At 59.6% G+C, this 14,790-nt stretch carries 12 protein-coding genes; 2 read left to right on the top strand and 10 right to left on the bottom strand.

Annotated features, from left to right (window positions below; translation table 11 throughout):
* Positions 1 to 48: 48 nt before the first annotated feature.
* The 7 genes from ACFQZG_RS01795 to ACFQZG_RS01825 form a co-directional block, all read right to left on the bottom strand.
* Positions 49 to 2,118 (bottom strand): bifunctional aldolase/short-chain dehydrogenase, encoded by a 2,070-nt coding sequence (locus tag ACFQZG_RS01795; RefSeq protein WP_378149476.1) that lies wholly within the window; start codon positions 2,116 to 2,118, stop codon positions 49 to 51.
* A gap of 292 nt (positions 2,119 to 2,410) precedes the next feature.
* A complete protein-coding gene (gene glpX, locus ACFQZG_RS01800) occupies positions 2,411 to 3,382 on the bottom strand; it encodes a class II fructose-bisphosphatase (protein WP_378149477.1) in 972 nt (323 codons plus the stop codon).
* Positions 3,383 to 3,558: 176 nt separating this feature from the next.
* Positions 3,559 to 4,707 carry a metallophosphoesterase gene (locus ACFQZG_RS01805; RefSeq protein WP_378149479.1) on the bottom strand — a complete coding sequence of 383 codons (1,149 nt, stop codon included), beginning with the start codon at positions 4,705 to 4,707 and terminating at the stop codon, positions 3,559 to 3,561.
* A 108-nt stretch (positions 4,708 to 4,815) separates the two neighbouring features.
* A complete protein-coding gene (locus tag ACFQZG_RS01810; RefSeq protein ID WP_378149480.1) occupies positions 4,816 to 5,382 on the bottom strand; it encodes an RNA polymerase sigma factor in 567 nt (188 codons plus the stop codon).
* Positions 5,383 to 5,426: 44 nt separating this feature from the next.
* Positions 5,427 to 6,602, bottom strand: coding sequence for an ABC transporter permease (locus tag ACFQZG_RS01815; protein WP_378149481.1), 1,176 nt, complete (start codon positions 6,600 to 6,602; stop codon positions 5,427 to 5,429).
* On the bottom strand, positions 6,568 to 7,296 hold the full coding sequence (locus ACFQZG_RS01820) for an ABC transporter ATP-binding protein (protein ID WP_378149483.1): 729 nt from the start codon (positions 7,294 to 7,296) through the stop codon (positions 6,568 to 6,570). Before ACFQZG_RS01820 ends, ACFQZG_RS01815 begins: the two co-directional genes overlap by 35 nt.
* On the bottom strand, positions 7,296 to 8,825 hold the full coding sequence (locus ACFQZG_RS01825) for an efflux RND transporter periplasmic adaptor subunit (RefSeq protein WP_378149484.1): 1,530 nt from the start codon (positions 8,823 to 8,825) through the stop codon (positions 7,296 to 7,298). The genes ACFQZG_RS01820 and ACFQZG_RS01825 overlap by 1 nt, the downstream gene beginning before the upstream one ends.
* Before the next feature lie 252 nt (positions 8,826 to 9,077).
* On the opposite strand from ACFQZG_RS01825, the gene ACFQZG_RS01830 reads away from it, so the two are divergent.
* Both ACFQZG_RS01830 and ACFQZG_RS01835 read left to right on the top strand, forming a co-directional pair.
* Positions 9,078 to 9,761 (top strand): response regulator transcription factor, encoded by a 684-nt coding sequence (locus ACFQZG_RS01830; protein ID WP_378149486.1) that lies wholly within the window; start codon positions 9,078 to 9,080, stop codon positions 9,759 to 9,761.
* Positions 9,758 to 11,215, top strand: coding sequence for a sensor histidine kinase (locus ACFQZG_RS01835; protein WP_378149488.1), 1,458 nt, complete (start codon positions 9,758 to 9,760; stop codon positions 11,213 to 11,215). Before ACFQZG_RS01830 ends, ACFQZG_RS01835 begins: the two co-directional genes overlap by 4 nt.
* Here ACFQZG_RS01835 and ACFQZG_RS01840 read toward each other — a convergent pair.
* From ACFQZG_RS01840 to ACFQZG_RS01850, 3 genes are all read right to left on the bottom strand, one after another.
* Positions 11,212 to 12,015 (bottom strand): hypothetical protein, encoded by an 804-nt coding sequence (locus tag ACFQZG_RS01840; protein WP_378149489.1) that lies wholly within the window; start codon positions 12,013 to 12,015, stop codon positions 11,212 to 11,214. The two genes, ACFQZG_RS01835 and ACFQZG_RS01840, sit on opposite strands and share 4 nt — an antisense overlap.
* A 153-nt stretch (positions 12,016 to 12,168) precedes the next feature.
* A complete protein-coding gene (locus ACFQZG_RS01845) occupies positions 12,169 to 14,130 on the bottom strand; it encodes a stalk domain-containing protein (protein WP_378149491.1) in 1,962 nt (653 codons plus the stop codon).
* A 134-nt stretch (positions 14,131 to 14,264) separates the two neighbouring features.
* A complete protein-coding gene (locus tag ACFQZG_RS01850) occupies positions 14,265 to 14,705 on the bottom strand; it encodes a GNAT family N-acetyltransferase (protein WP_378150424.1) in 441 nt (146 codons plus the stop codon).
* Positions 14,706 to 14,790: the final 85 nt, after the last annotated feature.

Below are 14,790 nucleotides of genomic sequence, written 5' to 3' on the forward strand. Positions count from 1 at the left end.
TCGTGCCCTCCTTATGAACGCGTTGATTGGATCCAGACTATCTCTTGCTTAGCGCGTGAACGCCGCCGGTACGCCGCCGTCGATCGTCAGCATGCAGCCCGTCGTCTTGTCGGCCTTCGACGAAGCGAAGAACGCGATGCCTTCCGCGATATCGCGCGGATAGATGTTCACGAGCAGCGTCGTGCGCTTGCGGTAGTACTCTTCCAGTTGGTCCGGCTCGATGCCGTAAGCCGCGGCGCGCTCGTTGCGCCAGCTGCCGTTCCAGATCGCGGACCCTTGCAGGATCGCGTCCGGCAGAATCGTGTTGACGCGAATGCCGTATTCGCCGCCTTCGGCCGCGATGCAGCGCGCCAGGTGCGCTTCGAGCGCCTTGGCCGCGCTGTAGGCGGACGCGTTCTTGCCGGCATAGACGGAGTTCTTGGAGCCGATGAACACCATGTTGCCGCCGATCGCTTGCTGCTTCATCAGCTTGAACGCTTCGCGGGCGACGAGGAAGTAACCCGTTCCGAGCACGTTCATGTTCAGGTTCCATTCGCGCAGCGACGTTTCGTCGAACGGGCTGGACGTCGCGAGACCCGCGTTGTTGACGATGATGTCTACGCCGCCGTACGCGAGCGCGGTTTCCGCGTAAGCCGCTTGTACCGCTTCCTCGCTCGTGACGTCCATCTTCACCGCGATCGCGCGGTTCTCGCCGTGCTTGGCGTTAATGTCGTCGGCGACCTTCTGCGCGCCTTCGAGGTTCAGGTCGGCGAGTACGAGGTGCGCGCCTTCCGAAGCGAGGCGGCGTGCCGTTTCGCTTCCGATGCCGCCCGCGCCGCCGGTGATGAACGCGACCTTGCGGCTGAATTCGGCTTCCGGCGGAGCAAGGGACAGCTTGTAGAGCTCGAGCGGCCAGTACTCGACGTTGTACGATTCGTTCTCGCTCAGGGAGACGAATTCGCCGAGCGCCGTCGCTCCGCGCATAACCGCGATCGCGCGGTGGTACAGCGCGCCGCTCACTTGGGAGTTCGCCCAGCTCTTGCCGGTGTTGATCATGCCGACGCCCGGGATCAAGATGACGCGAGGCGCGGCTTCGAACATGACGTCGCCTTCGGTCTTGTTGCGCTCGAAGTAGGCTTTGTATTGTTCTTTGTATGCGGCTACGCCTTCTTGGAGCTTCTGCTTAAGGCCTTCGACGTCTTCCGCGTTCGGCGTCCAGTCGATGAACAGAGGCACGACCTTCGTGTGGACGAGATGGTCCGGGCAAGCCGCGCCGACTTGGGACAGCTTCGCCGACGTTTCGCCGCCGACGAATTGCAGCACGTCGTCGCCGTCGTCGAACGAGAGGATCATTTTCTTCGCGTCGCTCACGGCGCCGCGCAGCGTCGGCATCACTTGGGAGACGATGCTTCTGCGCACGTCCGCGGGAAGAGCCGCGTGCTTCTGGCCGCCGAACAGCTTCGCTTCATTAACGCGAGCTTCGATGAACGCTTCCGCTTCGCTGATGATCTTGATCGTCTGCGCGTAAGCTTGTTCGGACGTTTCGCCCCACGTAACGAGGCCGTGCTTCTCCATGAGGACGAGCTCGGCGTTCGGGTTGGCGAGCACGCCTTCCGCGATCATTTTCGACAGCGTGAAGCCCGGGCGGATGTAAGGCACCCAGACGAACCGGTCTCCGAAAATCTCCTTAGCCAGCGCTTTGCCGTTATCGGCGCAGCACAGGCTGATGATGGCATCCGGATGGGTGTGGTCGACATGCTTGAACGGAAGGAACGCATGCAGCAGCGTCTCGATCGAAGCGCGCGGATGCTTGGCGTCGATCATGCAGTTCGCGAGGTACGCGACCATGTCCTCGTCGGACATCTCCGGCTTCTCGAACAACGGACGGATGTCGTCCATGCGAAGACCGGTGAAATTGCCCGCCTTCATCGACGCGAGGTCCGAGCCGGAGCCTTTCACGTACATCACTTCGACATCTCTACCGCGAAAATCCTGCACGACCGTTTTCGCCGACGTGTTGCCGCCGCCCCAGTTGCAGACGCGGCGATCCGCGCCGATGATGTTCGAACGGTATACGAGCTGGTCTAGACCGGTTTGTTGCTGCGATGCTTTCGATGTTTCCCACAAGCTTTGTACCACGGTAATCCCTCCGAATGAATGTTTGATTGATGTTTGAATGGCTTTGTTTGTAGTCTATCATATTTGTTTTTGTTTGAATATAATAAAATCGGGCATAAATACAGATTTGGATATGTTGATATCGGGTGTATTGGTCACATCAGGGGGATTATCGACTTTCAATGACGCAAATTCTCGAATTCATGCGAGATTTGAGGTCAATCCCCCCTATTTCGACGCTGCCTCCCAACCGCCTTTCTCCCGTTAAACGCATAGAGCCTCGCCGCAAGGGCGAGGCTCCTTCTCTCTCGTTTCACATCGGTTGCTGCAGCAGCGTTTTGTTCGGCAAATAATGCGAAGCCGTAATCTTGCGTATCGTCCGCGTCTTCGCGCGCATGACGATCGAATGCGTCTCCGCCCGGTCGCCCGGCAAGTAGCGTACGCCGCCGAGAAACTCGCCGGGCGTTACGCCGGTCGCGGCGAAGATGACGTCCTCCGTGCCGACCATGTCGTCCATCGTCAATACCTTGTACGGCTCCTCTATGCCCATGCGGATGCATCGCGCGTATTCTCTCGCGTCGGACGGCATGAGGCGTCCCAAGATCTCGCCGCCGAGACACTTCAGCGCTGCGGCCGCCAGCACCCCTTCCGGCGCGCCGCCCGAACCGACGTACAGGTCGATGCCGGTTTCCCCGAACGCCGGCGCCATCGCTCCGGCGACGTCGCCGTCGGACAGGAACTTGATGCGTACGCCGACTTTGCGGAGCGTCTTCACGATCGACTCGTGGCGCACGCGATCCAGAATCATGACCGTCAGCTCGGATGCGTGCTTGTTCAGAATTTCCGCCGCGCGGAGCAGCGTATGCTCCATCGGGTCGGTCAGCTTCAGTTGGCCGACGAGCGCGGGTCCGACCGCCAGCTTCTCCATGTACATGTCCGGCGCGTGAAGCAGATTTCCCTTGTTCGCGACGGCGATGACCGACATCGCGTTATTCAAGCCCTTCGCGACGATCTCCGTCCCTTCGAGCGGATCGACCGCCACGTCGACGTCCGGACCGTTGCCGTTGCCCAGCTTCTCCCCGATGTACAGCATCGGCGCCTCGTCCATTTCCCCTTCTCCGATGACGACTTCGCCTCGAATCTCGACCGAGTCGAACATCCGCCTCATCGCGGTCGTCGCCGCGCCGTCCGCGTTGATTTTATCCCCCCGGCCCATCCATGGCGCGGACGCCAGCGCCGCCAGCTCGGTCACGCGCACGATTTCCAATGCTAATTCCCTCTCCATGAGAATCCTCCGTTTCGGCTCCTTCGCTTTCTGTTTCATGTATATCACATATTTATATATGACACAATATATATCATGAAAATGGGTTTAATATTGCGTATTATTAGGCGACTATTTCTAGTATAATACAACAAAATCCCCTCGGCTCAGCCGAGGGGATCGCGATAGATATGGCATTACCTGAACTTCAACGTTACCCGTATGATCTCCGACCGGCTGCCGATCCGAATCGGCGGCCCCCATAGCCCGAAGCCGGAGGAGACGACGACGTGCATTGCCTGCTTCCTCATATAGCCCCAATCGAGCTCGAACACCCGCTTCGTCACCCAGTGGTTCGGCGCGAATTGACCGCGGTGCGTATGCCCGCTGAGCATGAGATCGACGCCGGCGTCTGCGGCCTGCTGGAACATCGTCGGCTGATGGTCGAGCAGCACGATCGGCTTAGTCTTTTCCAATCCTTCCGTCAATTCCGCGACGCTCCGTCTCCCGCCGAACTGGGGCGCTTCCGCCGTTTTGTCTTTTCGTCCGACGACGTACAAGCAATCCGCGACTTCCGCCGTCTCGTCTTGAAGCACGCGAATGCCGACCTTGCGCATTTCTTCGATATATTCGGGAATATGCCCCCCGTAATACTCGTGGTTGCCGAGCACCGCGTACACGCCGTGCTTCGCGCGGAGCCGGCCGAGCGTCTTGCTCATGCCGTTGCGCAGGAACGGCTCGATCGAGTCGTCGATGACGTCGCCCGGCAGCAGGATCAGATCCGGCTTCATCGCGTCGACCCGCGCGACGAGCTTGCGCAAGTGCCGATTGCCGATGACGTTGCCCAGATGGATGTCGGAGGCGACCGCGATCGTCCACTCTCTCGCGACGCCGCCTTCCTTGTCGATCGTCAGCTCGTAATCCCGCACGACGGGCGAGAACGCGTTGCGAGTGCCGATCACCAGCGATGCGACGGCGATCGCGACGACCGCATAGCCGGCCCATTGCGCATAGGCATCCGTATCTCCGCCGGCGATCCGAACGGCAAGGCCGCCGATGTCGGCGATGACGGTCAGCAACAATCCGATCTCGAACAAATAAATGTAGTAAGAACCGATGATCTTGATCAACCGCGCGGCGGGGCGAAGCGCTCCGGGCAACGGGATTCTGCCGATGACGTAACCGAACGCGAGGAACAACAGCACCGGCCAGAACGCGGCTGCTTCGTACGGAATATCCGCCGCGTCCAGCCAGAGCGTAATATTCCATCCGATATAGACGTTCAAGCCGGCGAATACGGCGAGCATGAAGGTTAACATGACGACAAAGCGAGGATTAGCGGCCATAAAGTGTCGAGCTCCTTGAGATCCGATAGGATGAGTGAATAATCTGCAACGATTATAGCACAGATGAACGCCCGAACCGAATCGAGCCGGTACGGGCGTTCTCTTCTTCTATCTATCCGAGATGAGCGCTTGCGGACGATCCAGCATGATCGCTCTCGACCATCGTTCGACCTCCAGCCGAATGACGTTGCGACCGTCGGTCAACCGATGACGGTTGCGAAGCATGTCCCTCGTGCGGAACAACACCGACTTCACGGCCGACACCGTGCATGCCATATCGTCGGCGATCTCCTGCATCGTGTATCCGAAGTGCTGGAACAGCAGCCACATCTCGATATTGCGCCGCGGGAACCGCTCCGCAAGCCATTCGATCGCGCTTCTAACTTCGACATAATCGTTGTCGGTATACGTGACCTTCATCGGCTGGGACAGCAGCATGCGGCGCCTCTTCTGCTTGCGGCATTGATCGATCCACAAATTTCGCGCCACGCGAACGAGGAAGGGCTTCACTTCGAGATAGGGATCCGTGTGGGAGAAGAACACCAACGATCGGAGCAGCGTCTCCTGGTACAGATCCTCGCCGTCCCACTTCGACTTCGTCAGGTATAGGCAATATTTGCGCAAATCCTCTAGATGCGGCGATACCAACTGCTCGTAAGCGGGTATGACCTCCATGTGATTCCTCCTTTCCTTCGCGCGCTTAATCGTTCTCCGTCCGTCTACTCGAAGCGAAGCGCGTCGATCGGCTTCAGCTTCGCCGCCTTGTTCGCCGGGAACAGGCCGAACACGACGCCGATGGCGACGGAGAACGCGAACGCGATCATGATGACGTCCGCCGAAAAAGCAATGTCCATATCAAACGCGGCCGATGCCCCTTTCGCGGCCCCTACGCCGAAGCCGATACCGAGCAAGCCTCCGAGGCCGCTAAGCACCATCGCTTCGATCAGGAACTGGACGAGCACGTCTTTGCGCTTCGCGCCGATCGCCTTGCGAATGCCGATCTCTCTCGTACGCTCGGTTACCGACACGAGCATGATGTTCATGATGCCGATGCCGCCGACGAGCAGCGAGATGCCCGCGATGCCAGCGAGCGCCAGCGTCAGCGTGTCGTTCACCGACGTCAATGTCGACAGCACGTCGTCTTGATTGAAGACGCGGTAGCTGTCGGTATTGCCGCGGAAGTGCTCGCTCAGCTTCGTCTCCAGTCCGGCCGAGACGGCGTCGATCCGGTCGTCCGTCTCCACTTGCACGTAGATCGTGCGCACGCCCTTCGACTTGAACAGCCGTTCGGCGGACGTCAGCGGGATCATGACGACTTCGTCGTTCGAGCCGTTCGTCGTGCTTCCCTTCTCCGCGAGCAGGCCGACGACCTTGTACCGGTTGCCGTTGATGAGGACGTACTCGCCGACCGGATCCGAGAAGCCGAACAGCTCCGTCGCCGTGCCCGAGCCGATGAGCGCCACCTTCTGGCGGACGTCGAGGTCGATCTGCGACAAGAATCTCCCGGAGGCGACCTCGTAGTCCCGCACGTCGGCGTAGTCGGCGTTCGTACCGACGACGTTCACGCTGACGCTCTTCGTTCCGTATTTCACCGACGCGTTCTGCGTGCTGGCCGGCGCGATATACTTGACGCCCTCGACGCCGTCGGCGAGACCGACGGCTTCCGCTTCGCTTAGCGTGCTCGTCGTACCTCTGCCGAGGATGTTCACGGTGAGCAGGTTCGTTCCGAGGCCCTGCACCTGGTCCGTGACCGACTTCGTCGCGCCTTGTCCGAGCGCCACGAGCGCGATGACGGCGGTAACGCCGATGATGATGCCCAGCATCGTGAGCAACGAGCGAAGCTTGTTCGACCAGATGCTCTTAAGCGCCATTCTCAATCCCTGAAGGAAGTTCAATCTTGGCACCTCCTTCTTCGCTAAGGCGCCCGTCCTGAATGCGGACGACGCGCGACGCCTGCCGAGAAACTTCGGGATCGTGCGTAATCAGGACGATCGTGTGCCCGAGCCCGTTCAGCTCCTTGATGAAGCCCATCACTTCTTTGCCGGTTCTCGTGTCGAGAGCGCCCGTCGGCTCGTCCGCGAGCAGAATCGGCGGATTGCCCGCGAGCGCCCGGGCGATGGCGACGCGTTGCTGCTGGCCGCCGGACAGCTCCGAAGGCCGGTGATGGACCCGTTCCTCGAGGCCGACCTTCGCCAGCGCGGCGATCGCCTGCTCCTTGCGCTGCTTGGCGGGCACGCCTCGGTAGATGAGAGGAAGCTCCACGTTATCGATGGCGGTAAGTTTGGACAGCAAGTTGAATCCCTGGAAAATAAAGCCGATCTTCCGATTGCGGATCTCCGCGAGCTTGTTCTCTTTCAATCGGCTCACTTCTTCTCCGTCGAGCCAATAATCGCCGGACGTCGGGGAATCTAGGCAACCGATTACGTTCATAAGCGTCGATTTACCAGAACCCGAAGGTCCGATAATCGCGAGAAAATCGCCTCTGTTCACTTGCAAGCACACTTCGTCGAGCGCGTTGAGCACTTCCGTGCCCATCTTGTATTGTTTGCTCAGACGATCGATGCGGATCAATGCCTCGGCTGTCGTCATTAGCGTCCACCGCCTCCGCCCGCGCCGCCTCCGCCGCCGGTACCTCCGGTTCTCGCGCCTCCGCCTCCGAACCCGCCGCCTCCGCCGGCCGGGAATTGACCGCCTCCGCCGGTAATGAATCCGGCGCCTCCTCCGCCGAAGCCGCCGAACATTTGCTGCTGGCCGTTCGAGCCGCTCGTGCCGACTACCGTAGGCAGGACGACGAGGTCGCCTTCCTTCAGACCCGATGCGATCTCGATGTAATCCTCGTTGTTAATGCCGACTTCGACGTTGACGCGGCTCGTCGTCGTAGCGGTCGTCGTTCCGCCAGCCGTTCCCGCGGTTCCTCCCGCCGGCGGCCCTCCTGCTCCGCCCGTGAACTGCTCGCGCATCGCGCCGCGTTCTTCCTCGGTCATATTCTGGAACTGCTCGCGCATGGCGGTGCGCTCTTCCTCGGTCATGTTCTGGAACTGACCGCCAGCGCCTCCGCCGCCACCGAATCCGCTTCCGCGCGTGCCGGTCCCTTGACCTCCTTGCGGTCTCGTGCCTTGCGCGCCTTCCTGCTGCGCCCCTTGCGTTTCTTGCTGCTGGTTCTCTCCCGGTTGTTGCGTATTGGCCGTTCCTTGGCCCGTCGTCGTCCCGCCGCTTCCCGGTACCATGACGTAATAGCTGCCCCGCGCCGACTGCACGGCATCGATCGGCAAGTACAGAACGTCGGACTTGCTCGCCGTCATAATGTCCGCCTGCGCGGACATGCCCACCTTAAGCCCCGTAATGTCGGAGAGCAATACCGTCACGTCGAAGGTGGCGACGCCGTTACTAGCCGTTCCTTCGTCCGCGATGGAGACGACTTTGCCCGCGAACGTCTGCTCCGGCAGCGCGTCGACGAGTATTTGAGCTTCCTGATCCGCCTTCACCTTCGGAATGTCGAGTTCGTCGACGCCGACGACGATTTGCATCTGATCGAGATTGACGATCGTACCCAGCTCGCCGTTGGGGTTGATCGTATCTCCTTCCGCGACGTCGAACGTCGACAGCGTACCGTCGATCGGGGCTACGATCGGCTCTATCGCGTCTCCCGATTGCAGGTCGTCCAGATCGGCCTGCGCCATCTCGATGTCGAGCTGCTGCTTCTCGATATTCAGCACCATGTCTGCCCTGGATTCGTCGTCCGCCGTTTTGTATTTGTCTTGCAGGTCCGTTAATTCAAGCTGCTTCTTCTGAAGATCGATCTTCTTGCTGCGGATTTGCGTCGACAGATCCTCTTGCTCGAATGCGACCAGCACGTCGCCCTTCTTCACTTTGTCGCCTTCCTTGACGTACACCTTCTCGACTTTCCCGGTCGACGTCGCTTTCAGCGTCTCGTTCGCCGCGGCTTGAATGCTGCCCGTGCCGCTGACCTTCACCTCGATCGTTCCTTTGCGGACTTGCGTCGTCGAGTAGCTGGGAGCGAGCTGCTTGTCCTCCTTGTTCAGCCAACAATAGCCTCCGGCGGAGCCCGCCGCCACGATGACCGCGAGACCGGCGATCCACCATTTTGCGCTAGCCATGCGTTCCTCTCATCCTTCCCCCTGGTTCATGAAGCCGGGCATGCGCAAGCGACGCGCCCCGGTCTCGTTCATGGGCACATTATGCAACGGCAACCTTAGTTCAACATGAATGCGCGCTGAATGTTTCCTGAATGTGGTTGGTCGAACGCTCGCTGAATACGGAATTCAGCATTCTTTCAGCTTACGCTCAGACAAGCTTAAGCAACTTCCTTCATAATGGGGTTATCGTTTCGCCGGGAGGAGACTATCGCAATGTCGCAAGGAAAAGGAATCCGCGTGCTCGTCGTGGACGACGAAATACATATCCGTCAATTCATCGAGCTGGGACTAACCAATGAAGGCTATACGGTCATGACCGCAAGCGACGGATTCGAGGCGATCGAGCTCGCGGCGTCGTTCTCGCCTCATATCGTCGTTCTTGACGTTATGATGCCGGGCATGGACGGCTTCGAAGCGTGCGCGGCGTTGAAGCGCGCGAAGCCCGTCTCCATCATCATGTTGACCGCAAGAGAAGAGGTCGAAGACCGCGTGAAGGGTTTCGGGCTCGGAGCCGACGACTACATGCCGAAACCGTTCAGCTTCGGAGAGCTTCTTGCCAGAATGCAGGCTCGGATACGCAACCAATTCCCGTATCTGCTCGAACGCATCGACATCGGTCCATTCAATATCGACGCCAATCGCAAGGCGCTGAGCTACCGGAATCGCGACTTGGATCTATCGCCGACCGAGTTCGAATTGCTGAAGCATCTCGTCGTTCATCATGGTCACGTACTTAGCAAGAGCGCCATTCTCGATCAAGTATGGGGATACGATTTCGGAGGGGAAGAGAATATCGTTGAGGTGTACATCCGTTCGCTGAGGGACAAGCTCGGCGATCGGGAACATCGCCTGATCCGCACGATCAGAGGCGCGGGTTATCGGGTGGACCTCGTATGAGGGCGGCGCGCAAGCTGCTTCCGCGGTCGTTGCGCGGACAATTGCTCTCCCGCATGCTGCTGATCGTCGCCGGATTGCTCGTCGTTATCGGCTTGTTCCAATTCGTCTTCATGGAACGGTTCGTCTATCAGAACAAGGCGTCGGCCATCCAACGTCAGGTCCAGTCGATTCCCGGCGAAATCTGGGAGCGGGTCAACCTGCAGATGCGCAGAGGTCCGGGCGAGGCGCTGTTCTTCTTCCCCGCTTCCACGGTCGCGTATATCGATCCGGACGGCAAGACGAGAGTCGTATCCGGCTTGAATCCGGCAACCGAGAAAGCGCTCGAGCCGGATTCTCGCAAGCTTGCGGATGCGCTTCGGGCCGGTCGCTCCGCGAAGCCGGTCTACTACGTGAAGAACGATCCGGACAAAGGCGAGCAGCTCGTCGTCCTTCAGGCGGTGCGCACGTTCTCGCGCGAAATCGGCGTCGTGCAAGTCACCACGGGCACGAAACCGATGAAGAGCGAACTGTACGGGCAATTGCTGCTGTTCGTCGGATTGTCCGCTCTCGCGCTGCTCGGCAGCTTGCTCGCGTTCCTGCCCGCGTTACGAAGAACGCTCGTCCCCCTCTCCCGCATGGTGGACACGGTGGAGAGGATCGATTCGGGCAAGCTTAACGAGAGACTGGCGGACAATCACGGGCAGAGCGAGATCGACCGGCTATCACATTCGTTCAACGGGATGCTGGAGAGGCTGGAAGCTTCCTTCCTCGCCGAGCAGGAAGCCAAGGAACAGATGAGGCGGTTCGTTGCCGACGCTTCGCACGAGCTTCGGACGCCGTTGACGTCGATTCACGGGTTTCTGGAAGTATTGCTGCGGGGGGCCGCCGCCGATCCGGCACAGCTGGACATCGCTCTGAAGAGTATGTTCGGGGAGTCGAAGCGTATCAATAAGCTCGTCCACGACCTGTTGCTGCTGGCGAGGCTCGATCGGGCGCCGCAATTGCGACTCGCGCCGGCGGAGCTGGAGTCCGTCGTAACCGAGATGGAGCCGCAGCTTCGGTTGCTGGCGGAAGGCCGCCGCGTCGAGCTTCACCTGGCGCCCGCATCGCCGATCAAGCTGGACGCGGACAAGCTGAAGCAAGTGATTCTGAACCTGTTCCACAACGCGGTGCAGCATACCGATCCCGAGGAAGGCGTCATACGTCTTCGCGCCGAATCGACCGAACACGGCGTAACCTTGTCGGTCGAAGATAACGGGCAAGGCATTCCCGAAGAACACCTCCCGCGCTTGTTCGACCGGTTCTACCGAAGCGACGCATCGCGCGCTCGGGCGTCCGGCGGCGCGGGACTCGGACTTGCGATCAGCCATGCGATCGTCGCGCTGCACGGGGGCTCGATTCGGGTGGACAGCCGGCCGGGAGAAGGCAGCGTCTTCCGCGTCTTCCTCCCGTCGTCCCCTTCCCGATCGGATTAAACCGTCTCCATGCTCTGAACGCCGTCGAACAAAGTCGCCATGTATAGCCTCGATCCGTCCGTATCGACGTCCGTCACTTGAATGCCTAGCTTAACGGCCATGAGCGTCGGGCGTCCGCCGACGCTGACGACGCGATACAAGCCGCGATCCGTGCACGCGTAGATCGCGTCGCCCTTCGAGACGATCGAGAAGACGAACATGTTGCCCATCCGGTATCGCTCGAATCCGCCGCGGGAATTGCTGACGAGCAGCTCGCCCTTCTCCGTCGCGCCGATGATGCTGTCGCGGTGAATCGCCAGGCTCGTCACCGCGGCTCCATAGTTGTATCTCATCCAACTGGACGTTAACCGGTCCAGAATGGCAAGCCCTTCGTGCGTACCCAGCACGACGAATTGCGGCAAGTACAGGAAGTCGTAGACGACGGCGTCCGCGCGCATCATCATGCGCCAGTCATCCCCCTCGGAGAACCAAAGGCCGTTCGACGTGCCGGCCAAAGCGATCGTGCCGTATTGCCGATATTGGAACGTGCTAATGAATAGCCCCGTCGTCTCCCACTCGCGATCTTCGAGCCGGTACAACCCCTTGTCCGTACACGCGAATACGTGCCCGCCGTTCGACTGGAGCCGATTCACGTGGAACAATTCGGGCAAGCCGTCGTTAGCTGGTTCCCAAGGTTGATAGCTCGAATCTCTCAGCTCGATGCCGCGCCCTAGCGGCGCCGCGACGAGCTTATCGTCATGAACCAGCTTGACGGACGAATAATGAAAAGCAAGCTCGTTCGCGTTGTCGGATCGATTCATTGGTTCGGTGCCAGCTCCTTTAGGATTTCATTCCCCTAGCTTAGTTGATAATGATTCTCATTGTCAAATTCGAGATTGGAACGTTGTCCGCCGAACAACATAAAGAGCCGCGAACCTGCCTCGCTGGCAAAGGATCGCGGCTCTCTATTCTATTTATTGAGCGATCGGCATGAATAATAGATTAATAGGCAGGTTGCTGCCCGAAGCCGGCGTGAACGCAATCGTCACCGACTCGGTCTCGTCCCCGGTCCGGTACAGCATGCACGCTTCGCTGGAATTGCTTATGATCGTATTGCTCGTCGTATAGACGACTCGTCCGTTCACGTTGAACGCGCCGGCGTAAAATCCGCCGCGCGGATTGACGGCGATCGCGGTGTGAGGCTTGACGTCGTTCAGCTTGATCGTGTACATGACGCCGTAATTGCCGCTATTGGCCGCGACCGCCCCGTTCGTCTCGTCCACGCCGGGCAAGCGCGGATCGAAGACGCCGTCGCCGAGAATGAGCCTACCCTTGACATCCCCGAGCGTCTCGTCGATCGTCATGAGCCGATCCGCGTTCGGGAACGTGCCTCTCGAGTGTCCGTTCATTTCGAGCACGGGCAGTCCGGGCAATATCGCGAAGATGTCTTTGCCCGCGTCGACGTAGGCGATCCTCAATTGGACGTCGCGGTCGAACGAGGCGTCCGCATATAAGGAATACACGTCGCCGGGATCGACGACGTTGGCGCTGATCGCCGGGAACAGCACCCGACTCTCCCCGGGCGGTATCGTCACACGTTGGGGCGCGACCCCTTTCAATCGGGCGTCCAAGTACTTGCCCGCCGCCGCTTTGCCGGCGAGCGAGACGTACAGGTTCGGTCCGCCGATGCCGATCGGGCCGAGCGTCGCGTTGGCCGCGGCAGCGCCCGTATTCGTCGCGACGACGTACGCTTGGACCGCGGTGCTCCGCTTGTTGTGGTTATGCAGCATGAGCCTGACGTTACCCGATACGTTCGAAGCGGCATAATAGATGCCCTCGTCTACGATCGTCTCGGGGCTATTCTCCCGAATGAGCGTCATTTGCCCCGATGGAGCGGCAGAGAAGCCGACGGTTCTATATTGAAGCACGTCCGCGCCCTTGATCGCGAACTTGTCCCCGATCGGCGTATACCGAAGATTGAATTGATCTTCGGAGTAGAGCGTCTCGTCCAGAATGCGAATCGTCTTGGCGTATTCGCCGGTCAAGCCGTGGGAATCCGTCACGCGAAGCGTAATCGTCTGCTCTCCCGGCTCGAAGAACGCCTGCTTGCCGTTCGTCCATTCCCGCTTGGCGATCTTGCTCTCGTCGTCCGTGCTTCGGTCGAAGTAGCGGATATACTCGCCCATCTTGTACGTATCCCTGTCCGTGACGAACGAAGCGACCGGCGGCTTATTCTCCGGCTTGACGTACACGACGACCGAATACGGATCGCTCCATACGCCTTTGTCGTCCTGCACCCAACGGGTGACCGTGAATGCGCCGGGCTCGTCGAACGTAGCGGTCCGGTTCTCCCATCTCTCGTCCACGATTCGATTGCCGCGCGGCGAGTAGGCTTCGTCCTTATAGCTAACCTCCGTCTCCTTCGCGTAAGGAGCCAAGTCCGACACGCTGAACTTCGCGACCGGCTTCATGCTCCACCGGAGCTCCACCCGGTTCGTTCCGACGCTGGACATCGTCGCGCCGAAGTGCGTCGCCAGCGTCTTGAGCGGTACCATGAGAGTGCCGCCTTGTACGTAAGGCGCTCCGGGAGCCGTCTTCGCGTTGCCGTTCGCCCGGTACTGTACGGCGTTCGCCGTGAACCGAAGCGTAACGTTGCCGCTCTGCAGCGCGTATTGCTTCGTCTTCGAATCGAAGACGACCGTGCCGTAGAACTCCTTCATGATCGTCTTGGCCGCGACGAAGGTAACGCCTTTCTTCACGACGCTCGGCTGCGCCGCCCAACTCTTCCATCCGTTATGTACGAAGACGTTCGTCCCTTGATTCACGATTAACAGCTCTTGGCCGTTCGTTCCCGCCTCTTGCGCGGCATTCGCCGTCGCCGGCATCGCGCCGAGCAACAAGGCGGCCAGTAACGTATTGCGGATCGTATGCTTCATGTCGGTTCCTCGCTGATGTGAATTCTATGATGTCGTTATACCTTGATCTATTAACGGTTCCGGAGGACGTAAGGTTGCAAGATTCGGTTCATGGGCATATCGAAAAAGTCCCCGGGTTCGACGACTTTCGCAAACTAATTAAGCCGCTTGACCATGCGGACGTGCTCGATGCCGGCGTCCAGGAACGGCTCGGCCGAGATCGTCTCGTACCCGAGCTTGCGGTAGAATGCTTCGGCCGAGCATTGCGCGTCCAAGAGCGACGAATGATACCCGTGCGCCTTCGCGTCCCGCTCCATCGCCTCCAGCAGCGTTTTACCCAAACCCTGCCCTCTGCTGGCTTGCAGCACCGCGATCCGTTGCATCTTCGCGACGCCCGGCTCGAACGTCTTCCAACGTCCCGTTGCCAATGCCGTCTCGCCGTCTAGCAACAAATGATGGTTGCATGATTCGGGAGACGCGTCGTATTCGTCCTTCTCCAGATCGGACGGTACCCCTTGCTCGTCAACGAACACGGCGAATCGAATGACGAGCGCTTGTTCGAGCTGCTCTTCGTTCGTTATCTTAACGACTTGCATCATCTATGAACACCTATCTCTCTATAGTTTGCGAATGATTCTTTGAAACGCGTTATTCCAGCATAGCGAAGACGATCCCGGCGCG

Source organism: Cohnella sp. GCM10027633, assembly GCF_042675445.1.
In the GTDB taxonomy this organism is placed as follows: domain Bacteria; phylum Bacillota; class Bacilli; order Paenibacillales; family Paenibacillaceae; genus Cohnella.